A 23,439-nucleotide genomic window follows, 5' to 3' on the forward strand; every position below is an offset into this window, starting at 1 on the left:
GGTGATTGAGCCTACGTTTTTACCGACACCCAGGAGCAGGAGGACCAGCACCGTGTCACCGCAAGCACAACAACAACCATCATCCGCGCCTGCCGCGCGGCCGTTCGAGGGCCGGGTCGCCTTCATCACCGGCGGTGGCACCGGCATCGGCGCCGCGGTGGCAGCGCAGTTCGCCGCCGCCGGCGGCCACGTGGTCCTGATGGGGCGCCGGCGCGCGCCGCTGCAGCCGTGGCCGCGCCGCTGGGCGGCCTGGTGGTGGAGGGCGACGCGGCCGATGCGGCCGACGTGCGGCGCGGCCTGGCCGCCGCGGCCGAGCGCTGGGGCGGTGTCGACCTGCTGGTGGCCAACGCCGGCGGCCACGGCCTGGGCAGCGCGCTGCAGACCGACGACGCGAGCTGGGCCCAGGCCACGCGGCTGAACCTGGACACCGCGTTCGTCTGCGCCCGCGAGGCGCTGCCAGGCCTGATCGCGCGGCGCGGCAGCATCGTGATCCTGTCGTCGCTGGCCGGCCACTTCGCCGGCCCCGACGTGGTGGGCTACGTCACTATGAAGCACGCGCTGATCGGCCTGACCCGCTCGCTGGCGCGCGACTACGGCCGCCAGGGCGTGCGCGTCAACGCCGTCTGCCCGGGCTGGGTGCGCACCGCCATGGCCGACGAGCAGATGGATGCCCTGCGCGCGCTGCGCGGCCTGGCCTCGCGCGAGGACGCCTACCGCCTGGTCACGCGCGACGTGCCGCTGCGCCAGCCGGCCGAACCGGCCGACGTGGCCGACGCCGTGCTGTTCCTGGCGTCGCCGCAGGCGCGCATGGTCACCGGCACCTCGCTGATGGTCGATGGCGGCGCCAGCGTCGTCGACCTGCCCACCCTGGCCTTCGTGCCGGACTGAACCACGCAACCCGACCCCAAGGAGACCCCCCATGGCCCAGAACGCCCCCGCTGGCTGGAAGAACTACGAGGACTTCGCTGCCGGCATCGACACCAACCGCCTGCCGCCGAGCGCGGCGCTGGTCGGCCAGCCATTGCTGTTCGCGCTGCCGGGCAGCGAACTCGCGCTCGACATCGAGGGCCCGAATCGGGTCGGCTGGTCGTGGCGCGGCGAGCGCGGCCACGACTGGTGCGAGGTGATCGAAGTGGCGCCACAGACTTGGTTCGTGGATATGACCTTCGAGCAGCGCTCGCTGGAGGCGCTGACGCTGGTGTTCAACAGTGCCACGCGGCGCGCGCTGGCCGTGCCGGCGCGCGTGCGCAGCGCCGAGGAAGCCGGCGCCGAGCCGCGCGTGGCGCAGGAGTTCCTGGTCGGCACGCTCGGGCGCGACGCCAGTGCGGCCAGCGGCCTGGTGCCGCACCCCTCGCGCGACCTGATCGGCCTGCGCACGCTGCAGACGTATAGCCCCCACCACGTCTACGAGCACACCTACCTGAGCTCCACGCGCTACGCCTGGCAGTGCCTCAAGGGCGAGCAGCGCGGCCATGGCGATGTGGACCTGTCCACCGTGTTCCAGTTCGCCGAGAACCAGTACCTGTTCACCTTCCGCGAGTTCATCATCCCGGTGGCCTCGACTTTCTTCTTCAACTTCGACACCCTGCGCTCGACCGGCAAGTTCCTCGGCGTCACGGGCGCCGGCTGCGTGGCCAACAACCCCGCGGGCGCCTTCATCCACGAGCTCTCGCGCAGCGTCTACCCCGATGGCATCCAGCCGGCCTGAACGAACCCCATGAGCACCACCGCACGCACCCCCCACCAGATCATCGCGGACCACTACGCCGCATCCGACCGCCACGACCTCGACGGCATGCTGGCCGACATGGCGCCCGACGTGCGCTGGACCGAGATGGCGGGCTTTCCCTGCGCCGGCACCTATGTGGGCGCCCAGGCCGTGGTCGAACACGTGTTCCAGCGCCTGGCGGCGGACTGGCAGGACTACCGCTTCACGCTGGAGCGGCTGTACGACGCCGGCGCCACCGTGCTGGCCACCGGGCAGTACAGCGGCACGCACCGCGCCAGCGGCCGGTCGTTCACCGCGCGCGTGGCCCATGTCTGGCAGCTACACGGCGGCCGCGTCACGGCCTTCGAGCAATTCACCGACACGCTGCTGGTGGCGCAGGCCGTGGCCTGAAGAACGCGCCACCGCTTCCATCTCATTTCCAGGGGACGTTACCACCATGAAACTCAATGACCTGACCCAGCAGCACCTGCGCAGCCTGGGCCTGCTGGACCGGGGCCGGCTCGGCAACTGGATCGACGGCGTCGAGGTGGCGCCACACGACGGCGGCTACCTGCCGGTGCGCGACCCTGCCACCGAACTGCTGGTGGCCGAGGTGGCCGACAGCCGGGCGGCCGACATCGACCGCGCCGTGCAGGCTGCGCGCCGCGCCTTCGACAACGGCGCCTGGACCGGCCTGCGCCCGGCCGAGCGCGAGCGCCTGCTGTGCCGATTGGCTGACCTGATCGAGGCCCACGGCGACGAACTGGCGGCGCTGGAAACCCTGGAGACCGGCAAGCTGCTGGGCATCGCCCGCGCCATCGACGTCGGCGCCGGCGCCGAGCATGTGCGCTACATGGCGGGCTGGGCCACCAAGATCGAGGGCAGCACGCTCGACACCTCGATCGGCGTGCCGCCCGGCACCCGCTACCACGCCTACACGCAGCGCGAGCCCGCGGGCGTGGTGGCGGCCGTGGTGCCCTGGAACTTCCCGCTGGCGATCGCGCTGTGGAAGGTGGCGCCGGCGCTGGCCTGCGGCTGCACCGTAGTGCTCAAGCCCGCGCCCGAAACACCGCTGACCGCGCTGCGCCTGGCCCAGCTCGCACAGGAGGCCGGGCTGCCGGCCGGCGTGCTCAACGTGGTCACGGGCGGCGGCGAGGCCGGCGCGGCCCTGGTGGCGCACCCCGGCGTGGACAAGATCTCGTTCACCGGCTCCACCGCCGTGGGCAAGGCCATCGGCCACACCGCGCTGGACCGCATGGCGCGCTTCACGCTGGAGTTGGGCGGCAAGTCGCCCATGATCGTGTTGGACGACATGGACCCCGAGCGCGCGGCGCAGGGCGCGGCCATGGGCATCTTTTTCAACCAGGGCCAGGTCTGCACCGCGGGCTCGCGCGTGTACGTGCAGCGCGCCCGCTATGCCCAGATGCTGGAGGCGCTGGCGGCGCAGGCGGCGCAGCTGCGCATCGGCTCGGGCTTCGACCCGCAGACCCAGATCGGGCCGCTGGTGTCGCAGCGCCAGCTCGACCGCGTGATGGCCTACGTGGACGGCGCGCGCGCCGAGGGCGCGCGGCTGGTGGCCGGCGGCCGGCGCGCGCTGGACGGCGGCTACTTCGTGCAGCCCACCGTGTTCGCCGACACCGCGCCGGACCAGCGCATCGTGCGCGAGGAAATCTTCGGCCCGGTGGTCGCGGTCATGCCCTTCGACGACGAGGACGAGGCGCTGGCGCTGGCCAACGACACGCCCTACGGCCTGGCCGCCAGCGTCTGGTCGAACGACCTGTCGCGCGTGCACCGCGTGGTGCCGCGCCTGAAGGCCGGCATCGTCTGGGTCAACACCCACAACATGCTGGACAACAACCTGCCGTTCGGCGGCCACAAGCAGTCGGGCTACGGCCGCGACCTGGGGCGCGCCGCGATCGAGCAGTACACCGAACTCAAGTCGGTGTGCATCGCGTACTGAGACGAGAAGACACCGCGCGTTCCATCCGCCCCGCTCCGCGGCCGGGGCTCCACCCAAGAGGAGACACCACCATGACGATCGCCACCCGCATTCCCGCATCCCGTCCGCTGGCCCTGGCCGCCCTGGGCCTGGCCGCCACCCTGTGGGGCGGCAGCGCCGCCGCCCAGTCCTGCGGCCTGAACAACGGCAAGAAAGCCACCGGCGAGCCGATCCCGATCGGCGCCGTGGTCGGCAAGACCGGGCCGGACGACTTCAGCGCCTCGGGCGCGGCGGCCGCGGCCTACTTCAAGTGCGTCAACGAGAACGGCGGCATCAACGGCCGGCCGGTCGAGTACATCGTGGCCGACGACCAGTGGAACCCCGAGGTGGCGGCGCAGGTGGCCTCCAAGCTCGTGAAGGACCGCAAGGTACTGGCCATGGCCGGCAACACCAGCTTCGTGGAGTGCGGCGCCAACGCCAAGATGTACGCGCAGGAAGACGTGATGGTGATCGCCGGCACCGGCGTGCCGCGCGAGTGCTTCTTCGCGAAGAACTACGTGCCGCTGAACGCCGGCCCGCGCGTCTCGGCCACCGTGGCCGCGATGTACGCGGCGCAGAAGTACAAGGCGAAGAAAATGGTCTGCATCATCCCCAACATCCCGAGCCTGGGCAACTGGGCCTGCGAGGGCCCGAAGGAGTGGGGCCGCAAGAACGGCGTGGAGGTGGAGACGCTGACCATCGACCCGGGCTCGGCCGACCCGACCTCGGTGGTGTTGCAGGCCGCCGCCAAGAAGCCCGACGCCGTGATCTTCAACGTGCCCAAGGGCATCCTGGTGCCCATGCTGGGCGCCGCCGAGCAGCAGAACCTGGGCAAGAAGATCCGCTTCCTGTCGGCCGCGCCGGCCTACAACGTCGAGGTGCCCAAGGCCATCGGCGCCTACTGGAAGGGCAACTTCGACACCAACCTGGAGTTCCAGCCGCTGGAGTCGGCCGGCCCCGACAACAAGAACTGGCTGGCGGTGATGGACAAGTACGGTACCAAGGGCGACCCGCGCGACACCTTCTCGCAGGCCGGCTACCTGGCCGCGCGCCTGCTGACCGAGACGCTGCTCAAGCTCGACCCGAAGAAGCTCGACCGCGCCACGGTCGGCGAGGCCCTGCGCAAGGTCAGCGGCTTCAAGAGCGACATCCTGTGCAAGCCGTTCTACATCGGCGCCGGCCAGCGCCACAACGCCAACAACAGCGGCCCGATGATGCAGTCCGCCGGCAACGGCTGGACCCTCACCGCGCCCTGCCTCACGGCCGACGACCCCGAGCTGGCGGACGTGCGGGCCGACGAACAGAAGATGAGCCTCAGGTAACGGGCCGCCGCCTCGATCCCCGCCCCGCGAGACCCCTCCGCCGTGGACACGCTTCTTCCCTTCTTCGTCTCGGGCCTGGGCCTGGGGGCGGTGTATGCCCTGTCGGGCGTCGGCCTGGTGGTGCTGTTCCGCTCGGCCGGCGTGCTCAACTTCGCCTTCGGGGCGATCGGGGCGCTGGGCGCCTACGTGGCCTGGTCGGCGCTGGAGCGCGACTGGCCGCTGGCGCTGGCCTGCGCCGCCTGCGTGGCCAGCTCGATGGCGCTGTCGCTCGGCTACGGCCGGCTGCTGGCGCCGCTGCTGGCGCAACGCGAGCCGACCATCCGCAGCATCGCCACGCTGGGCTTCGCGCTCATCGTGACCGGCTTCACCGAGTGGTACTGGGACGAGCAGCCGCGCCGCCTGAGCCTGCCCACCGACGCCGACGGCGTGGAGTTCGCCACCGCGCTGGGCGACGTGCGGCTGACCTACACGCGGCTCATCGGCCTGGCGCTGGCCGGGCTCATGGTGCTGGCCATCGGGCTGCTGCTGTCGCGCACGCGCATCGGCCTGAAGATGCGCGCCCTGGCCAACGACCGCGACCTGAGCGCGCTGCTGGGCATCCGCGTGCTGCAGGTGGACACCGTGGCCTGGGTGCTCAGCGGCGCCTTCGCCGGTGTGTGCGGCCTGCTGCTGGCCAACATGGTGCGGCTGCAGGCCACGCTGCTGACTTTTCTCGTGATCCCGGCCTTCGCCGCCGCCATCCTGGGCCGGCTGCACTCGCTGCCGGCCACGGTGGCGGCGGGCCTGGGCATCGGCGTGCTGGAGGCCCTGGCCATCACGGTGCCCGGCTTCGCCGCCTACCGCACCGCCACGCCCTTCCTGGTGGCGCTGGTGGCCATCCTGTTCTTCCGCAACACGGCCCGCAAGGCCTGAACCGCCCGCAGCCCATGTCGCTCGCTCCCTCCTCGTTCGCCGCCCTGGGCACCGCCGCGCGCGCCGAGGCGGCCCCAGCGCCGCCCGATGCCGCGGCGCTGCACCGCGCGCTGGCCGGCGTGTCGCGCCAGGCCTGGCGCTCGCTCGCCGTCATGGTGTGCGCGGTGCTGCTGTTTGGCCTGCTCGCGTCGTGGCTGGCCAATGCCTACTGGATCAAGACGCTGACCTCGGCGCTCGCGCTGTCGGTGGCGGTGGCCGGCGTGGCGCTGCTGTACGGCCAGCTCGGCCTGGTGAGCCTGTGTCAGCACGCGCTGCTGGGTGCGGGCGGCTGGGTGGCGCTGCGCCTGAGCCACGGCCTGCAGTGGCCGTTCGAGCTGAGCGTGCTGGCCGGCGGCCTGAGCGCGGCGCTGATCGGCATGCTGGCCGGCCTGCCGGCGCTGCGGCTGCGCGGACTGTACCTGGCGCTGGTCACGCTCATGATGGCCGGCGGCTTCCAGGTGCTGGCGACGGCCATCGGTTTTCCCGACGGCGGCGCTGGCTGGCTCGGCCGCATGATGGGCAGCGAGCGGCTGTTGATGCCGCGCCCGGCGCTGGCGCTGTCCGACGCGGCCTACCTGCGCTACACCGCCGCCTGGCTGGCCGCCGTGCTGGCGCTGGTGGAGCTGCACCGGCGCACGCGGGCCGGCCGCTCCTGGGCGCTGATCCGGCGCGGCGAGGCGGCCGCCACGGCAGCCGGCGTCAACATCCTGCTGTACCAGACCTGGGCCTTCGGACTGGCGGGCTTCTGCGCCGGCGCCGGCGGCGCGCTGCTGGCCGGCGGCGTGGGCCAGCTCGACGGGCGCGCCTTCACGGCGGGCGACTCGGTGATGATGTTCGCGCTCAGCGTGGTGGGCGGCGCCTACCACTGGCTGGGCGCGGTGGTCGCGGGGCTGCTGCTGCGCGCCGTGCCGGCGCTGCTGACCGATTTCAACGTCAACGGTTTCCTGGCGCAGATCTTCTTCGGTGCGGCGCTGCTGCATGCGCTGGTCACGGCGCCCGGCGGCATCGCCGGGCAGTGGCTGGCGCTGGCCGGGGCGCTGGGGCACCGGCTGCGGCCGGCGGCGCAGGGGGAGGGGAGGCCATGATCCGAATCGAGAACCTCACGGTGCGCTTCGGCGGCGTGCGCGCCATCGACGCGCTGAGCGCCGAGCTGGCCGCGCCGGTGTGCGGCCTGATCGGGCCCAACGGCGCAGGCAAGACCACGCTGGTCAACGTGCTTAGCGGCCTGGTGTGGGCCGCCGAGGGGCAGGTGACGGTGGACGGCACCGAGCTCTTGGCGCTGCGGCCGGCGCAGCGCGTGCGCTTCGGGCTGCGCCGCTCGTTCCAGACCGAGCAGGTGGTCGAGGACCTGAGCGTGTGGGACAACGTGCAGGCCGTGCTCGACCACGTGCCGGCCGGCGCGGGCAGCGCCTTCGAGCAGGTGGCGCGCGTGCTCGGCCATGTGGGGCTGGCCGGCGCGGCCACGCGGGCGGGGGCGCGGCTCAACCTGTTCGAGCGCCGCATGGTGGAGATCGCCAAGGCGCTGGTGGGCCGGCCGCGCCTGCTGCTGCTGGACGAGCCCGGCGCCGGCCTGACCGAGCACGAGGCCATGCGGCTGCGCGAGGTGCTGCTCGGCATCCCGGCGTTCTGCGGCGCGCAGGTGCTGCTGATCGACCACGACGTGGACCTGATCGCCGACACCTGCGCCGAGACGCTGGTGCTGGACTTCGGGCGCCGGCTGGCGCTGGGCCCGACGCGCGAGGTGCTGCAGGACCCGGCCGTGCAGCGCGCCTACCTGGGAGCGGAAGCATGACGACAGTGATGGATGCTGGCGCAGGCAGGGAGCTGGAACTCGACCAACTGATGGTGCAGCGCGGCGGCAAGCCCGTGCTGCACGGCGTGAGCCTGCGCATCGCGCGCGGCGAGGTCACGGCCCTGGTGGGCGCCAACGGCGCCGGCAAATCGACCACCGTGATGGCGCTGGCCGGCGTGCTGCCGCTGAGCGCGGGCCAGGTGCGGCTGGACGGCCGGCCGCTGGCGCTGCGGCGGCCCGAGGCGGTGCGCGCGCAGGGCGTGGCGGTGGTGCCCGAGGGCCATCGCGTGCTGGGCGACCTGTCGGTGCAGGACAACCTGCTGGCCGCCGCCACCGCGCTGCCGGCGCCGCAGGCGCGCGCCGCGGTGGCGGAGATGTTCGCGCTGTTCCCTGAACTGATGCCCAAGCGCGACACGCCGGGCCGGCTGCTGTCGGGCGGGCAGAAGCAGATGGTCTGCATCGCGCAGGCGCTGGTGGCGCGGCCGCGCTATCTGGCCATCGACGAACTCTCGCTCGGCCTGGCGCCGGCCGTGGTGAAGCGGCTGGCCGGCGTGGTGCAGGCGGTGGCGCGCCAGGGCGTGGGCGTGCTGCTGATCGAGCAGTTCACCACGGTGGCGCTGGCGGTGGCCAGCCGCGCCTATGTTCTGGAGCGCGGGCGCGTGGCGTTCGAGGGCAGCGCGGCCGAGCTGCGCGCGCACCCCGAGATCCTGCACAGCAGCTATCTCGCGGCCTGAGCGGGCTTCAGTGTGTGGTGAGGGATGAGGGCTGGCCGTCGCCGGCCTCGCCGCGTTGCAGGAACTCGCGCGGCGTGAGGCCGTAGCGTTCCTTGAAGGCGCGGCTGAAATGCGCCTGGCTGCTGAAGCCCCAGCGGAACGCGATCTCGGCGATCGACACGCGCGCGCCGCTGCTGGCGGCCTCGGCCAGCGCGTCGCGGCAGCGCGCCAGGCGGCTGTGCCAGATGTAGCGGTCCAGCGTGACGCCTTCCTCCTCGAACACGCGGTGCAGGTAGCGCTTGGAGCAGCGCATCTGCTCGGCGATGCGGTCCAGCGACAGCTCCGGGTCCACCAGGTGCGCCTGCACGTGCTGCTTGACGCGCGCGCGCAGCACGGCCGGCAGGCACACGTGCTCGCCGTAGGCGTTCTGGTGCGCGGCCAGCGTGGAGCTCAGCAGGCCGACGATGGTTTCCGACAGCGGCAGCCCGGCCGCGCCCGGCAGCGTGGGCAACTGGTCGGACAGCGAACCGAGGAACGAGGCCAGCAGGCGGAACAGGCCCTGCAACTGCACGTCGCCGATCTGCGAGGTGTGCAGGTTGGGCACGGCGAAGCCCTGCAGCTTGGGCCGCGGGATCTGCACCACCAGGTGCTTGTAGCGGCGCGGGCTGTGGATGCAGTAGGGCTGGGCCGGGTCGTACAGGCTCCAGTCGGTGTGGCCGAGCGTGACGGTGGCGTCGCGCTGCATGATCTCGCTGCGGCCTTCGAGCTGCAGCAGCAGCTTGAAGTAGTCCGAGCCGTGGTCGCGCAGGTGGCGCGGCGGGCGCTCCACGTCGTTGCCCGAGGCGCTGATGCTGAACACGCGCAGCGGGCCGACCTGGTAGGCCTGCATCTGGGCCTCGAAGGCTTCGGGCTCCTCGCAGTGTGCGTCGAGGTGGCCGAAATAGCGCGTGACCGCCTCGCCCCAGCATTGGGCGCGTTCCTGAGGCAGGGCATGGCGGGTGGTGAAGTGGCGGGCGTCCACGATAGAACGGGCAGCGCTGCACGGTGCCGGCGCTGTGCCGATGATGAATATGTTAAGTAATTCATTGTCGGCGGCCGGCCCCGCTGCGGCGCTAGGGAAAACACCAGTCGGGCCGGGCGCGGCGGCTCAGGCCGAGGGCGGCGCGGGGGTGGCGGCCGTGGCGCAGGCGCGGCAGACGCAGGCCAGGCGGCGTGCCTCGGTCGGGATGCGTTCGAGCACCACGCGCTCGAAGCGCACCGTGGTGCACCAGCATGGCGGCTGCGGCTCGCCCGTGTCGCGCTGGCGCTGCATGGCGCAGTCGTTGGGCTGGCCGCACAGCGGGCAGCGGCGGGGATCGGGGGCGGTGGACATGGCGGGACGGGGCTTCAGTGTAGGCCAGCGGGCCTGCACAGGCCCGTGAGGGCTTTTTTTGAATCAAATGGGCCTGATGTCCAGGCGGGGTGGTTCTTTGGTGCTATCAAAACGATAGTAATCAGGCGGCCTGCAGTTCGGCCGGCACCGAGGAAGGCCCGGCCGCCGGCTGGGCCAGCGCGTCGAGGGCGTGGGCCACCACCTCGTGCGCGTCCACCGGGCGCAGCAGGCGGTCGCGGATCAGGCGCTCGCAACTGCGCTTGGTCATGGAGTGGGGCTGGCCGCCATGGCTCACGAACATGAACAGCGTGCCCTTGGTGCTGGCCCAGATCAGCTGGGCGCGCAGCCAGCGCCGCTTGGAGTACAGGTCGACCCAGCTGCCCTCGCGCAGCGACAGCAGGATCTGCCCCGGGTCCAGCGGGGCGTCGTCGCCGGGGCTGGCGGCCGGCGGCGCGTCGGGCAGGGCCGGGGCCAGCGCGGCCGCGACGGAGTCGTTGGGTATGGGGGCCAGCACGCCGAGGTCGGACGGCAGCGTGTCCTCGAAGCCGGCGGCATCGAGTTCCTGCGGGCCGAGCCAGGGCTGGCCGGCCGCCTTGGGGGTGCGCTGCTCGGCGGTGGCCATGGGCAGGTCTTCCGCATCCTCCAGCACCATCGCGGCGGATTCGAGCTCCATGGGGGCGGATAGCAGGTCCATCGAGGCCGATTCCTGCGCATCGCGCCGGCTCTTGGCGCGGCGCAGCTTGAGCACCGGGCGGTGCAGCTTCATCATGGCGTCGAAGAACGGCTGGTTCTCGCGCGGGTCCTGCCCCAGCAGGTCCAGCCCCGTGTGCAGGGTGCTCAGCATGCCGGGGATCATCTCGATCAGCCGCACGGGGCGGCGCAGGGTGACTTCCTTCTTCACGCTCCACAGCAGGTCGGGCACCACCGAGCCAAAGCCCTGCGGATCGATCTGGTTGTGGCGGTCGGTCAGCCGCGCGTGCGCCATCACCAGCGACCAGGGGCCGAACAGGAAGTCGAGCACCACGCCGGGCACGTTGTCGAGGTCGGTGCGCGAGCTGAGGTTCCAGGCGATCTGGTCGGCCATGGCCTGCCGCTCCTCGGCGAAGCGCATGGCCTGAACGACGTCGCCGTGCTGCTCGTGCTCCTGGCGGTCCTGCGCCGTCCACAGCGCGCCGAGCTGGCTCAGCGCCGTGGCGAAGGGCGAGGCATCCTCGATGCCCTCGACCTGGTTGAGCGTGTTGAACGACTCGGCGACGGGCTGGAAGAAGGCGGCGAATTCGGAGCTGAATTCGTCGTTGTACTTGAAGCTGCGCTGGGCCACCTGCTCCATCAGGCGCCGGGCCGGATGGCGCTCGTCGCTGAGAAAGCGCGAGTCGACCATGGCCAGGCGCAGCAGCGAGGGCTCCAGCGCCACGATGGCCTCGCGCACCGGCACCAGCAGGCGCGGGTCCTGCGCCACCTGGTTGACGACCTTGCGCACCACCTCCAGGCCGAGCACCTGGCCCACGCGCGTGGCGTCCTTGCGCAGCTGGGTGCGCACCAGGGCCCGTTCGCGGGCGCGCCCGTAGACGCCCCAGATCTGCGAGCTGAGCTGGCTCAGCACGTCGACGAAGCGCGGCGGCCGGTCGACCGCGGGCAGGGCCTGGTACTGCGGCGGCGGCTCGTCGAACCAGTCGTCCTGCGCGCTGTCGGGCGTGGCCTTCAGCGCGGCCAGTTCCTGGTCGACCGCCGCGTAGTACGAGGGCGCGAGCCCGTGCTGGGCATGGCCGCCGCCGTGGAACAGGAAGTCCTGGAACAGCGCGTCGTTGATGTCGTGGGCCGACAGGTCGGCGTACTGGGACGGCGGCTTGGCGCCAGCGCCCCCTGTGCCGGGGCCGGCCGCGCCAGGGGCCGTGCCAGGCGCGGTGCCGGCACCCGCCGGGCCCCGGCTGCCCACGCTGGCCGGGGCCTGCAGCACGCGGTAGCTGGCGGCGCGCACGTTGGCGCGCTTGAGCAGTTCGACCAGCCCCTCGTACAGCGCCTTGAGTTCGCGGCCCAGCGGCTCGGCCATGTGCCGGAGCCACAGGGCGCCGACGGCCGGCTCGGCCTGCGCCGCGCTGCCGATCAGCGTGCGCAGCACCTGCGCAAAGATCTCGGGCCGCACCGGGTTGCGCTCGGGCGCCACGTTGGCGAGGCCCAGGGCCGAGCTGATCAGGGTGTCGAGCTCCGACAGCGTCTGGTCGACCACGGGCAGCACCTGCTGCAGCAGGCGCGAGGATTCGATGGCCTCCACCACCTGGGAGTCGTCCACCAGCGAGAACTTGCCTGCTCCGCTGCGGGCCGCCACCGGCGCTTCGGGCCGGGCCGGGGCCGGCTCGGCCGCGGCCGCCTGGAAGGCCGCCAGCAGGTCGCGCGGGTAGCGCTGGCCCCAGTCGGTTCGCTGCGCGAGCAGCTCGCGCCAGGCCAGTGCAAGCTCATTGCGCTCCGCTGCCTTGACACTCTTGTGTTCGGCCTGCTGCAGCACCGACACCGCATGGTCCACGCAATGCTCCAGCGCCGGTTTCGAGGCGGCGGCGGCGGCCTGGAAGCACTGCTGAAGAATGGGGGGATGCGAAGCCATGGCGAAAAACGGTTGGCCCGAGTTTAAAAGGGGTGGATGGCGTTTGTGCCACAAAAGCGCCTGCGCGGGGCACTCTGTGCAATGGCGCCACGCTGCCGGGCCCAGGGAAGCAATACTTTGTTACGACTTGGGCGGGGTGGTGCGAAGGCCCTGACGCGGCGCGCGGCGCAGGGGAGCTGTGGGCGAAACCCCGACCGGAACGGACAGGGCGCCCATGGGCGCCCTGCTCAATGTATCGAGGTGTATCCGCGGCGCCGCGCTCAGCCTGCCAGCCGCTCAGGCCTGGGCCTTGACCTTCAGCCGCCAGGCGTGCAGCAGCGGCTCGGTGTAGCCGCTGGGCTGCACCAGGCCCTTGAACACCAGGTCGGTGGCGGCCTGGTAGGCGGCGCCGCTGTAGTTGCCCGTCATGGGCTGGTACAGCGGGTCGCCGGCGTTCTGCTTGTCCACCACCTTGGCCATGCGCTTGAAGGTGGCGTTCACCTGGGCCTTGGTCACCACGCCGTGGTGCAGCCAGTTGGCGATGTGCTGGCTGCTGATGCGCAGCGTGGCGCGGTCTTCCATCAAGCCCACGTTGTGGATGTCGGGCACCTTGGAGCAGCCCACGCCCTGGTCGATCCAGCGCACCACGTAGCCCAGGATGCCCTGGGCGTTGTTGTCCAGCTCCTGCTGCTTCTGCTCGGGCGTCCACTTGTCCTGCTTGACCACCGGGATCTGCAGCAGGTCGGCCAGGATGGCGTCGCGCTGGGCGTCGGCGTCGGTCTTCTCCAGCGTCTTCTGCACCGCGAACACGTCCACCTGGTGGTAGTGCAGGGCGTGCAGCGTGGCGGCCGTGGGCGAGGGCACCCAGGCGGTGTTGGCTCCGGCCTTGGGGTGCGCGATCTTCTGCTTGAGCATGTCGGCCATCAGGTCGGGCATGGCCCACATGCCCTTGCCGATCTGGGCCTTGCCGCGCAGCCCGCACGACAGGCCCACCAGCACGTTGCTCTTCTCGTAGGCGGTGATCCAGGGCGTGGTCTTCATGTCGCCCTTGCGCAGCATGGCGCCGGCCTGCATGGCGGTGTGCATCTCGTCGCCGGTGCGGTCCAGGAAGCCGGTGTTGATGAAGGCCACGCGGCTGGCGGCGGCGGCGATGCAGGCCTTGAGGTTGACGCTGGTGCGGCGCTCCTCGTCCATGATGCCGAGCTTGACGGTGCTGTCGGCCAGGCCCAGCAGCTTCTCGACGCGGCCGAACAGCTCGGCGGCGAACGCCACCTCGGCCGGGCCGTGCATCTTGGGCTTGACAATGTAGACCGAGCCCTTGCGCGAGTTGCGGATGCCCGCGACGCCATCGGCGGAGCTTCCCATCTGTTGGCCGTGGCCCTTTTGCAGGTCGTGCAGCGCGATGGCGGTGGTGACCACCGCATCCATGATGCCCTCGGGGATCTCGCGGGAGCTGCCGTCGGCGGCGGTGTAGAGGATGGCCGGGTTGGTCATCAGGTGGCCCACGTTGCGCACGAACATCAGCGAGCGGCCGTGCAATGTGACGCTGCCGCTGCCATTGGGCGCGGTGTAGGCACGGTCTGGGTTGAGGCCGCGGGTGAAGGTCTTGCCGCCCTTGGTGACCTGCTCGGTCAGCGTGCCCTTGAGGATGCCCAGCCAGTTGCCGTAGGCCAGCACCTTGTCGTCGGCGTCCACCACGGCCACCGAGTCTTCCAGGTCGAGGATGGTGGAGAGTGCGGACTCGATCACGAGGTCGCTCACGCCGGCCGCATCGGAGGCGCCGATCGGGGTGGCGCGGTTGATCTGCAGGTCCAGGTGCAGGCCGTTGTGCTGCAGCAGCACCGACGACGGCGCGGCGGCCTCGCCCTGGTAGCCGATGAACTGGGCGGCCTTGGCCAGTGGGGTGGTGGCGCCGTTCTTCAGCGTCACGACCAGTTGGCCGTTCTTCACCGCATAGCCGGTGGAATCGACGTGCGAGCCTTTCTTCAGCGGCGCGGTGCGGTCCAGCACGTGGCGTGCGTATTCGATCACCTTGGCGCCGCGCACCGGGTTGTAGCCCTTGCCTTTTTCGGCGCCGCCGGTCTCGGCGATGGCGTCGGTGCCGTACAGCGCGTCATAGAGCGAGCCCCAGCGCGCATTGGCGGCGTTGAGCGCGTAGCGCGCGTTCAGGATCGGCACCACCAGCTGCGGGCCGGCCTGGGCGGCCAGCTCGGCATCCACGTTCCTGGTGGTGGCGCGGGCCTTGGCCGGCGGCGGCACGAGGTAGCCGATCTTCTCCAGGAAGGCGCGGTAGGCCTTCATGCCGCGGGCGCCCTGGATCGGGCCGGGGTGGGCTTTGTGCCAGGCGTCCAGCTCGGCCTGCAGGCGGTCGCGCTCGGCCAGCAGGGCGATGTTCTTGGGTGCGAGGTCGGCCACGATGGCGTCGAAGCCTTTCCAGAACGCGGCGCTCTCGACGCCGGTGCCGGGCAGCACCTGGTCCTCGATGAAGCGGTGGAGGTTGGACGCGACCTGGAGTCGGTGGATGGCGGTGCGGGCGGTCATGAGAGGGTTCTCCTTGATGAGTCGATGCGATGGAAATCAGAAAAATGAAAGCACGTCGCGCAGGCTGCTGCCGGTGCGGGTGGGTGGGGTGCCGAGCTCTTCGAACGGCAGGCGGTAGCGGTTGACCCACAGCGTCTGGTAGCCGTACCAGGTGGCGGCCAGCGCGTCCCAGCCGTTGCAGCTCACGAACACGATCTGCCGCGGCTCCAGCCCGGTGGCCTGCGGCCCGAGCGCGTAGGCGTCGGGATGGGTCTTGTAGCGGCGCACCGCGTCCACGCTCAGCACATGGTCGAGCAGGCCCTCGAGCCCGGCCGAGCGCACGGCCACGCCGAGCATGGCCGGGTCGCCGTTGGACAGGATGCCGGTCGTGAGGCCGCGGGCCTTGAGCTGCTGCAGCACCTCGCGGTTCTCCGGGAAGGCGCTCAAATGCCGGTACTGGTTCATCAGCTGCTCGGTTTTGGCCTCGAATCCGCCGGAGGTCCAGGCGTACTGGGTGTCTGGCGCTATCTTTTTAATAGCGTACACGAGCGCCGAGCGGGTCAGCTCCCAGAACGGCCGGTAGTGCGCGCCGTCGTTGCTGGTGGTGACCAGCCGCGTGTAGTCGATCTGCTTGTCGCGCCACAGCACGCTCAGCGCCGTGCCGTGGCCGGGAAAGAGCTGCTCTGCCAGCAGGCCCACGCTGTACACGTCGAACAGCGTGCCATAGGCATCGAACAGCACGGCGCGCGGCGCACCCGCAGGGGGCGCGGCTGACCTGCCTTGGGAGGCTGCGCGTGGTTTGTCCATGGCCTTACTTTATTTGATACTTTGACACTGATTAAGTATCAATTTTTCCAATTATCTTTGACTTGATTGAGGCTAATTGAACGGGCAGCGCCGGCTTTCATGAAAGGGTTGGCCCGGATGCCGTGCGCAAGAGGGGGCGATATATTTAATGTGTTAAATGATTTCACCCCCTGCTTCCCAGGGGGCTGCCGCCTCCATGCTGCTTCTTGCCTCCAATGAAAACCCGCTGGGCATGCCCGAATCCGCGCGCCGCGCCGTCGCGGCCTGCCTGGGCGATGCCGGCTGCTACCCCGATGCCAACGGCACGGCCCTCAAGCAGGCGCTGGCCGAGCGCCTGGGCCTCGGCGCCGACTGGCTGACGCTGGGCAGCGGCTCCAGCGAAATCCTGGAGCTGGCGGCCCAGGTCTGCGTCGAGCCGGGCCAGAAGATCGTCTATTCCGAGTACGGCTTCATCGTCTACGGCCAGGCCGCCGCCCACGCCCGCGCGCAGGCGGTGGTGGTGCCCGCGCGCGACTTCGGCCACGACCTGGGCGCCATGCGGGCGGCCATCGACGGCGCCACGCGCCTGGTCTTCATCGCCAACCCCAACAACCCGACCGGCACCTTGCTGGCACCGGCGGACCTGCTGGCCTTCATCGAGGCGGTGCCGGCCGGCGTGGCGGTGCTGCTGGACGAGGCTTACACCGAGTACCTGGCCCCGGCCCAGCGCTACGACAGCATGGCCTGGGTGCGGCGCTTTCCCCACCTGATCGTCGCGCGCACCTTCTCCAAGGCCTACGGGCTGGCCGGCCTGCGCATCGGCTACGGCGCGGCCCAGCCGGCGCTCACGGCGCGGCTCAATGCGCGGCGCCCGCGCTTCAACGTGAGCACGCCGGCGCAGGCCGCGGCCCGGGCGGCGCTGGCCGACGCGGACTGGCTGGCGCGCAGCTACGACGTCAACACCGCGGGCCGCAGCCAGCTCGAGGCCGGCTTTCGCAGCCTGGGGCTGCACTGCGTGCCGTCGCACGGCAACTTCGTGCTGGTGCGCGTGGGCGACGCGCCCGCCGTGCACGCGGCGCTGCTGGCGCGCGGCATCGAGGTGTCGCGGGTCGACCCCTACGGCCTGCCGCAGTGGCTGCGCGTGAGCGTGGGCCTGCCCGAGCACAACAGCCAGCTGCTGGACGCGCTGGGGCAGGCGCTGGCCGCCGCCGGATGAGCATCGTTTCCCCACCCGGGCCGGCCCGCACCGCCTCACCGGGCCGCGCGGGCCGGCCCCATGACAACCACAACCTCATCGAAGGAGACACGGCACCATGAAACGTCGTCAACTGGCCCTGGCCGCCACCGCCCTCGCGGCCCTCACGCTGGCCGCCCCCGCGCTGCGGGCGCAGGACAAGCCGCCCATCAAGATCCTGGTGGGCTTTCCGCCCGGCGGCTCGGCCGACGTGGTGGCGCGCGTGGTGGCCGACAAGATGCGCGTCTCGCTCGGCCAGAACGTGATCGTGGACAACAAGCCCGGCGCCGGCGGGCGCGTGGTGCTGGGCGAGCTCAAGCGCGCGGCGCCCGACGGCCAGGTGCTGGTGTTCTCGCCCAGCGGCGCGCTGGTGATCCAGCCCTGGCTGTTCAAGAACCTGGGCTACGACCCGGCCAGGGATTTCACGCCCATCGCGCAGGCCAGCACCTTCGACTTCGCGTTGACGGTGGGGCCGGGCGCGCCCGCGGGCACCGACGTGAAGGGCCTGTTCGCCTGGATGAAGGCCAACCCGGGCAAGGCCAACTACGCCACCTCGGGCGCGGGCACGGTGCCGCACTTCGCGGGCCAGCTCATCGGCCAGGCCGCGGGCGTGCCGATGACCCACGTGGCCTACAAGGGCGGCGCGCCGGCCGCGCAGGACCTGATGGGTGGCCAGGTGCCGCTGATGGTGGACACCGCCTCCGAAACCATCGAGCAGCACAAGGCCGGCAAGGTGCGCATCATCGCCGTCACCGGCGAGGCGCGCAGCAAGTCGCTGCCCGACGTGCCCACGCTGCGCGAGCTCGGCTACAACGTGCAGGCCGATGCCTTCTTCGGCCTCTACGGCCCGGCCGGCATGGCGCCCGAACTGGCGAGCCGCCTCAGCCGCGCCGTGGCTGACGCGCTGCGCCAGCCCGACGTGCAGGAAAAAATCTACGGCTTCGGCCTGGTGCCGGCCTATGCCACGTCGGAGCAGCTGGCGGCGATCCAGGCCGCGCACTACAAGCGCTGGGAAGAGCCGATCAAGGCGTCGGGGTTCAAGGCGGAGTAGCCGGGCGGGCGGCGATGTTGCAGGGGCGGCGAGCCCCTAGGCTTCGACAAGGCCGGGCATCGGCACGTCGGGGTTCACGTCGGCCTCATAGTCCACCCCGCCGATCCCGAATCCGAAGAGCCGTAGGAACTCCGCCTTGTAGCCGGCGAAATCGGTGAGTTGGTCGAGGTTGTCGTTGGTGACCTGGTTCCAGAGCTGCTGCACGCGGACCTGCACGTCCGGGTCCAACTCCTTGCCGTCCGCGCGCAGGCGGCCCTCGGCGTCCATCAGCGGCGATGCGCCATACAGGCTATCGCGGTAGAGCCCGTAGACCTGCTCGATGCAGCCCTCGTGGGTGCCTTGTTCCTTCATGACCTTGAACAGCAGCGAGAGGTACAGCGGCATCATGGGGATGGCGGAGCTCGCCTGGGTGACGACGGCCTTCAGCACCGAGACGCGCGCATCGCCGCCGTGGGCGGCCAGGCCCGCGCGCAGGCCGAGGACGGTGCGGTCCAGGTCCTTCTTGGCCGCGCCGATGGAGCCGTTCCAGTAGATGTCGCGGGTGATCTGTTCGCCCAGGTAGGTGAAGGCGGTGGTCCTGGCGCCGTCGGCCAGCACGCCGGCGGCCTGCAGCGCGTCGATCCACATCCGCCAGTCTTCGCCGCCCATCACGGCCACCGTGCTGTCGATCTCGTCCTGCGTCGCCGGCTGCAAAACCGTCTCCTTGACGACCTCGCTGTCGGTGTCGAGGCCGCGCAGGTGGACCGCCTGGCCGATGGGCTTGAGCGTCGAGGTGAAGACCCCGCCGGTCTTCGGGTGGGTGCGTCTCGGCGCAGCCAGGCTGTAGACGACCAGGTCGACCTGGCCCAGATCCTGCCGGATCACGTCGATGGTCTTTTGCTTGACCGCGTCGGAAAAGCCATCGCCATTGATGCTCTTCGCATAGAGGCCTTCGGCGGCAGCGGACCGGTGGAACGCGGCCGTGTTGTACCAGCCCGGCGAGCCGGGCTTGCTGCTGTTGCCGCGGCGTTCGAGGAAGACGCCGAGCGTGCTGGCGCCGCAGCCAAAGGCCGCCGTGATCCTCGCGGCCAGGCCGTAGCCGGTCGATGCGCCGATCACCAGGACCTTCCTGGGCCCGCCGGCGATGCGGCCCTGGGCCGCCACGTAGTCGATCTGTTGCCTGACATTGGCTTCGCAGCCCACGGGATGAGTCGTGACGCAGATGAAGCCGCGCACTCGCGGTTGGATGATCATGGAAGGTTCGCTGGTGGAAGGCCGGGCCTGCAGTGAGGAGGCGCAGGAAACGTCGCACATTGTAGGCAGGCCGGAACAGCCCGGTCCACAGTCACACCTTGCCGCTCAGTGCTCGCGCGGCCATGAGCACCTGCTTCGCATAGCGCTCGTCATACCGATGCGTGGGCATGGTCAGCGTGACGGCCGCGGCGATCTGGCCGTCCGCGTGGAACACCGGGGCCGAGACGCCGGCCACCTCGGCCAGGCGATCGCCGATGGCGGTGTAGTAGCCCTGTTCGCGGATCTGCGCATAGAGCTTGCGGTCGCGGGCGCTGGCGGCCTTGGCCGCCGGTGCATCGAAGGCGGCCAGCACGCGCGCGCCGGTGCCGCGGTTGGCGGGCAGGATGTCGCCGGCCTTGATGTGGTCGCGGATCGGGTGCGGCGAGTCCACGCGGTACAGGCACAGCCGGGCCTCGCCCTGGCGCACATGGTAGGCCGCGCTTTCGCCGGTGGCGGCCACCAGGTGCCGCAGCACGGGCATGACCACCCGGTCCAGCGAGAACGAGGCGGCGTAGATGCCGTGCAGGCGCGCGATCTCGCTGCCCAGCCCATAGCGGCCATCGTCGAGCTGCTGCACCAGCCGGGCATGGATCAAAGAGGCCAGCAGGCGCAGCACCGTGCTCTTGTAGAGCTGGGTGCGCTGGGCCAGCTCGGCCAGCGTGAGGGCCGTGTCCGTGCTGCGGAAGGCGCCAAGCAGCGACAGCGCACGGTCCACCGAGGCCGCCCCGCCGGGCGCGGCGTGGGCGTCGGCCACCGATTCAGTCTGGGCTTTGCGCGGCATACATGGAACTCCTCATGCTCCCGGCTTGACAGCCGGAGGGCGATGGTCAATTATTTTATGAGAAAGAATATGGTTCTATCTTACAGAATATGCAAATTCAACCCGACATGGATGTACTGATCAGCGAGGTCGGTCCGCGCGACGGCCTGCAAAGCGTGGCGCGCACCATGCCCACAGCCGACAAGCTGCGCTGGATCGACGCGCTGCATGCCGCCGGCGTGCGCGAGATCGAGGTGGCTTCCTTCGTGCCGGCGCGCCTGCTGCCGCAGATGGCCGATGCGGCCGAGGTGGTGCGGCACGCACTCACGCTGCCCGGTCTCACGGTGATGGCGCTGGTGCCCAACCGCCGGGGCGCCGAGGCGGCGCTCGCGGCCGGCGTGCACAAGCTCACCGTGCCGGTGTCGGCCAGCGCGGCGCATTCGCTGGCCAATGTGCGCAAGACGCGCGAGGAGATGGTCGAGGAGGTGCGGGCCATCGCCGAGCTGCGCCGCGCGCTCAACCCGGCGGTGAAGCTGGAGGCCGGCATCTCCACCGCCTTCGGCTGCACGCTGCAGGGCGAAGTGGCCGAGGACGACGTGATCCGGCTGGCCGCGCAGTGCATCGAGGCCGGCGCCGACGAATCGGGCCTGTCCGACACCGTGGGCTATGCCCATCCTGCGCAAGTGCGTCGCCTGTTCCGGCGCCTGTTCGCCGAGATCGGCGACAGGGCTGGCGCGGCCCACATGCACAACACGCGCGGCCTGGGGCTGGCCAACTGCCTGGCCGCCCACGACGTGGGCGTGCGCACCTTCGACGCCTCGCTGGGCGGCCTGGGCGGCTGCCCCTATGCGCCCGGCGCCTCGGGCAACGTCGTCACCGAAGACCTGGTCTTCATGTTCGAGGCCATGGGCGTGAAGACCGGCATCGACCTTGAGCGTCTCATCGCCGCGCGCGCGCCGCTTCAGGCCGGCCTGCCCGGCGAACCCCTTTATGGCATGACGCCCGAAGCCGGCCTGTCCCGCGGATTTTCACAAGGAGTTCTTCATGGTTGAACAGGTATCCGGTCCGGCGGCATCCGATGCGGCCCCGGACGGCGAGGCGCGCCTGCCGCTGGCCGGCGTGCGGGTGGTCGAATTCACCCACATGGTGATGGGGCCCACCTGCGGCATGGTGCTGGCCGATCTGGGCGCCGAGGTCATCAAGGTCGAGCCGATCGCCGGCGACAACACGCGCCGGCTGCTGGGCTCGGGCGCGGGCTTCTTTCCGCTGTTCAACCGCAACAAGAAGAGCATCGCGGTGGACCTGCAGAAACCCGAAGGCCGCGAAGTGGCGCTCAAGCTGGTCGCCACCGCCGACGTGGTCAGCGAGAACTTCAAGCCCGGCACCATGAAGAAGCTCGGGCTCGACCACGCGGCCCTGTCGCGGCTCAACGAGCGCCTGATCTATGTGAGCCACAAGGGCTTCCTGCCCGGCCCCTACGACCACCGCACGGCGCTGGACGAAGTCGTGCAGATGATGGGCGGCCTGGCCTACATGACCGGCCCCGAGGGCCGGCCGCTGCGCGCCGGCGCCAGCGTGAACGACATCATGGGCGGCATGTTCGGCGCCATCGGCGTGATGGCCGCGCTGATGCAGCGCGCGCACACCGGCCGCGGCCAGGAGGTGCAGAGCGCATTGTTCGAGAACAACGTGTTTCTGGTCGGCCAGCACATGATGCAGTACGCCGTGACGGGCCAGCCCGCCGCGCCCATGCCCAGCCGCATCTCGGCCTGGGGCATCTACGACGTGTTCCAGGTGAAGGACGGCGAGCAGATTTTCCTGGCCGCCGTCAGCGACACGCAGTGGGCGATCTTCTGCGAGGCGCTGGGCTTTGGCGATCTCAAGGCCGATGCGCGCCTGGCCAGCAACAACGACCGGGTGCGCGCGCGGAGCTGGCTGATGCCGATCCTGCGCGAACGCCTGGCGCCGCGCAGCGCGGCCGAGCTGTCGCAGCTGTTCGAGCGCCACGCCTTGCCCTACGCGCCCATCACGCGGCCGCAGGATCTTTTCGACGACCCGCACCTGCAGGCCACGGGCGGCCTGGCGCCCATGACCCTGCCCGACGGCCGTGAAACGCAGACCGTGCTGCTGCCGCTCATGCTGGACGGGCATCGTCCCGGCGTGCGCAGCCACCCGCCGCGCCTGGGCCAGCACACCCGCGAGCTGCTGGCCTCTCTCGGCTACGGCGCCTCGGACATCGAGGCGCTGTGTGCCCAATCCATCACCACCGGAGACTGACCCCGATGAAATCCCTGCGCAAACGTACCCTCCTGGCCGCCGGCGCCGCGGCCCTGCTGGCCGGCACCGCCTCGCTGGCCCTGGCCCAGGCTTCCTGGCCGAACCAGCCCGTCAAGCTGATCGTTCCCTTCCCGCCGGCCGGCGGCACCGACGTGGTGTCGCGCCTGGTGGCGGAGAAGATCGCCACGGCCACCCAGTGGGTGATCGTGATCGACAACCGCCCCGGCGCCGGCGGCAACATCGGCCTGGATGCCGTGGCCAAGAGCCGCGCCGATGGCTACACCCTCGGCATGGGCCAGACCGCCAACCTGGCGATCAACCCCACGCTGTACCGCAAGATGCCCTATGACGCGCTCAAGGACTTCGTGCCGGTGGCGCTGGTGGCGGGCCAGCCCGTGGTGCTGGTGGTGCGGGCCGATGCGCCGTACAAGAGCCTGTCCGATCTGGTGGTCACCGCCAAGGCCAGGCCCGGCACCCTGAGCATGGCCTCGGCCGGCAACGGCACGGTGGGCCATCTCTCGGGCGAACTGTTCGGCCAGCGCGCCGGCATCAAGTTCCTGCACGTGCCCTACAAGGGCGCCGGCCCGGCCGCCACCGACCTGATGGGCGGCCAGGTGGACTTCTATTTCGCCACGCCGCAGACCGCCATCCCGCTGATCAAGGGCGGCAAGCTGCGCGCCCTGGCCGTCACCTCCATCAAGCGCGTGCCCGTGCTGCCCGATGTGCCCACGGTGGACGAGAGCGGCTACAAGGGCTTCGAGGCCAGCGACTGGAAGGCGCTGGTGGCGCCGGCCGGCACGCCGCCCGAGGTCGTGAAGAAACTCAACGCCGCCGTCGACCGCGCGCTGGGCCAGCCCGACACCCTGAGCCGCCTGCTGTCCGAAGGCAGCGTCCCGCTGGGCGGCTCGCCCGAGCGTTTTGCCCAGTTCCTCAAGGCCGAGCACGCCCGCTGGGGCGAGGCGATCCGCAAGGCGGGCGTGCAGCTCGACTGAGCGCTTTCTTCCTTTTATCCCGGGCGCGTGGCCCGGCTTGGCCGCAGTCCTGCGGGGTTCCCTCTGCGGCGGCCGGAGGCTCTTCCGAGCCTGCTATAAATCCAGGGTCTGCAATGGTGCGGATACCTATAAA

General features: G+C 70.9%; 20 protein-coding genes and 1 pseudogene. 14 read left to right on the forward strand and 7 right to left on the reverse strand.

The genetic code is table 11. The features are described from left to right. Positions 1-52: 52 nt before the first annotated feature. The 9 genes and pseudogenes from MMF98_RS22565 to MMF98_RS22605 all read left to right on the forward strand — a co-directional run bounded on the left by MMF98_RS22565 (position 53) and on the right by MMF98_RS22605 (position 8,485). A pseudogene (locus MMF98_RS22565) lies at positions 53-888 on the forward strand (SDR family NAD(P)-dependent oxidoreductase). Positions 889-919: 31 nt separating this feature from the next. Beyond that, positions 920-1,708 (forward strand): MoaF C-terminal domain-containing protein, encoded by a 789-nt coding sequence (locus tag MMF98_RS22570; protein ID WP_243309585.1) that lies wholly within the window; start codon positions 920-922, stop codon positions 1,706-1,708. A gap of 9 nt (positions 1,709-1,717) precedes the next feature. Continuing rightward, complete coding sequence (locus MMF98_RS22575; protein ID WP_243309586.1) at positions 1,718-2,119, forward strand: nuclear transport factor 2 family protein; 402 nt, start codon at positions 1,718-1,720, stop codon at positions 2,117-2,119. Between the two features lie 46 nt (positions 2,120-2,165). Then, positions 2,166-3,668, forward strand: a complete 1,503-nt coding sequence (locus MMF98_RS22580) for an aldehyde dehydrogenase family protein (RefSeq protein ID WP_243309587.1) — start codon at positions 2,166-2,168, stop codon at positions 3,666-3,668. Between the two features lie 71 nt (positions 3,669-3,739). Then, positions 3,740-5,008 (forward strand): ABC transporter substrate-binding protein, encoded by a 1,269-nt coding sequence (locus MMF98_RS22585; RefSeq protein WP_341481340.1) that lies wholly within the window; start codon positions 3,740-3,742, stop codon positions 5,006-5,008. A gap of 42 nt (positions 5,009-5,050) precedes the next feature. After that, positions 5,051-5,920 (forward strand): branched-chain amino acid ABC transporter permease, encoded by an 870-nt coding sequence (locus tag MMF98_RS22590; RefSeq protein ID WP_243309588.1) that lies wholly within the window; start codon positions 5,051-5,053, stop codon positions 5,918-5,920. 14 nt (positions 5,921-5,934) lie between these two features. Then, entirely contained in the window at positions 5,935-7,044 is a 1,110-nt protein-coding gene (locus MMF98_RS22595; RefSeq protein WP_243309589.1) for a branched-chain amino acid ABC transporter permease, read from the forward strand. Continuing rightward, on the forward strand, positions 7,041-7,751 hold the full coding sequence (locus tag MMF98_RS22600; protein WP_243309590.1) for an ABC transporter ATP-binding protein: 711 nt from the start codon (positions 7,041-7,043) through the stop codon (positions 7,749-7,751). Before MMF98_RS22595 ends, MMF98_RS22600 begins: the two co-directional genes overlap by 4 nt. Continuing rightward, positions 7,748-8,485, forward strand: coding sequence for an ABC transporter ATP-binding protein (locus MMF98_RS22605; protein WP_243309591.1), 738 nt, complete (start codon positions 7,748-7,750; stop codon positions 8,483-8,485). Before MMF98_RS22600 ends, MMF98_RS22605 begins: the two co-directional genes overlap by 4 nt. 7 nt (positions 8,486-8,492) lie before the next feature. On the opposite strand, the gene MMF98_RS22610 is transcribed toward MMF98_RS22605, so the two are convergent. The 5 genes from MMF98_RS22610 to MMF98_RS22630 all read right to left on the reverse strand — a co-directional run bounded on the left by MMF98_RS22610 (position 8,493) and on the right by MMF98_RS22630 (position 15,741). After that, positions 8,493-9,488: an AraC-like ligand-binding domain-containing protein gene (locus MMF98_RS22610; protein ID WP_243309698.1), complete on the reverse strand. Its 996-nt coding sequence runs from the start codon at positions 9,486-9,488 to the stop codon at positions 8,493-8,495. Positions 9,489-9,611: 123 nt separating this feature from the next. Further along, a complete protein-coding gene (locus tag MMF98_RS22615; RefSeq protein WP_243309592.1) occupies positions 9,612-9,836 on the reverse strand; it encodes a cysteine-rich CWC family protein in 225 nt (74 codons plus the stop codon). A 121-nt stretch (positions 9,837-9,957) separates the two neighbouring features. Continuing rightward, positions 9,958-12,435 (reverse strand): DUF1631 family protein, encoded by a 2,478-nt coding sequence (locus MMF98_RS22620; RefSeq protein WP_243309593.1) that lies wholly within the window; start codon positions 12,433-12,435, stop codon positions 9,958-9,960. A 276-nt stretch (positions 12,436-12,711) separates the two neighbouring features. Then, the gene (locus tag MMF98_RS22625; RefSeq protein ID WP_243309594.1) at positions 12,712-14,955 is read right to left on the reverse strand and encodes a malate synthase G; all 2,244 of its coding nucleotides are present in this window, start codon (positions 14,953-14,955) and stop codon (positions 12,712-12,714) included. Positions 14,956-14,991: 36 nt separating this feature from the next. Continuing rightward, positions 14,992-15,741 (reverse strand): haloacid dehalogenase type II, encoded by a 750-nt coding sequence (locus MMF98_RS22630; protein ID WP_243309595.1) that lies wholly within the window; start codon positions 15,739-15,741, stop codon positions 14,992-14,994. 157 nt (positions 15,742-15,898) lie between these two features. On the opposite strand from MMF98_RS22630, the gene hisC reads away from it, so the two are divergent. Both hisC and MMF98_RS22640 read left to right on the forward strand, forming a co-directional pair. Beyond that, a complete protein-coding gene (gene hisC / locus MMF98_RS22635; protein WP_243309596.1) occupies positions 15,899-16,936 on the forward strand; it encodes a histidinol-phosphate transaminase in 1,038 nt (345 codons plus the stop codon). Positions 16,937-17,033: 97 nt separating this feature from the next. Further along, a complete protein-coding gene (locus MMF98_RS22640) occupies positions 17,034-18,005 on the forward strand; it encodes a Bug family tripartite tricarboxylate transporter substrate binding protein (protein WP_243309597.1) in 972 nt (323 codons plus the stop codon). A 36-nt stretch (positions 18,006-18,041) separates the two neighbouring features. Here MMF98_RS22640 and fabV read toward each other — a convergent pair whose 3' ends face one another. Both fabV and MMF98_RS22650 read right to left on the reverse strand, forming a co-directional pair. Next, entirely contained in the window at positions 18,042-19,238 is a 1,197-nt protein-coding gene (gene fabV, locus MMF98_RS22645) for an enoyl-ACP reductase FabV (protein WP_243309598.1), read from the reverse strand. A gap of 91 nt (positions 19,239-19,329) precedes the next feature. After that, positions 19,330-20,058, reverse strand: coding sequence for an IclR family transcriptional regulator (locus tag MMF98_RS22650; protein WP_243309599.1), 729 nt, complete (start codon positions 20,056-20,058; stop codon positions 19,330-19,332). Between the two features lie 89 nt (positions 20,059-20,147). Between MMF98_RS22650 and MMF98_RS22655 the strand changes: the two genes are divergently transcribed. The 3 genes from MMF98_RS22655 to MMF98_RS22665 are packed head-to-tail and all read left to right on the forward strand — an operon-like array spanning position 20,148 to position 23,306. Continuing rightward, positions 20,148-21,089, forward strand: coding sequence for a hydroxymethylglutaryl-CoA lyase (locus MMF98_RS22655; protein ID WP_243309600.1), 942 nt, complete (start codon positions 20,148-20,150; stop codon positions 21,087-21,089). After that, the gene (locus MMF98_RS22660) at positions 21,082-22,314 is read left to right on the forward strand and encodes a CaiB/BaiF CoA transferase family protein (RefSeq protein ID WP_243309601.1); all 1,233 of its coding nucleotides are present in this window, start codon (positions 21,082-21,084) and stop codon (positions 22,312-22,314) included. The genes MMF98_RS22655 and MMF98_RS22660 overlap by 8 nt, the downstream gene beginning before the upstream one ends. A 5-nt stretch (positions 22,315-22,319) precedes the next feature. Continuing rightward, complete coding sequence (locus MMF98_RS22665) at positions 22,320-23,306, forward strand: Bug family tripartite tricarboxylate transporter substrate binding protein (protein ID WP_243309602.1); 987 nt, start codon at positions 22,320-22,322, stop codon at positions 23,304-23,306. Positions 23,307-23,439 lie beyond the last annotated feature (133 nt).

The organism is Variovorax terrae, assembly GCF_022809125.1.
GTDB lineage: Bacteria > Pseudomonadota > Gammaproteobacteria > Burkholderiales > Burkholderiaceae_C > Variovorax_A > Variovorax_A terrae.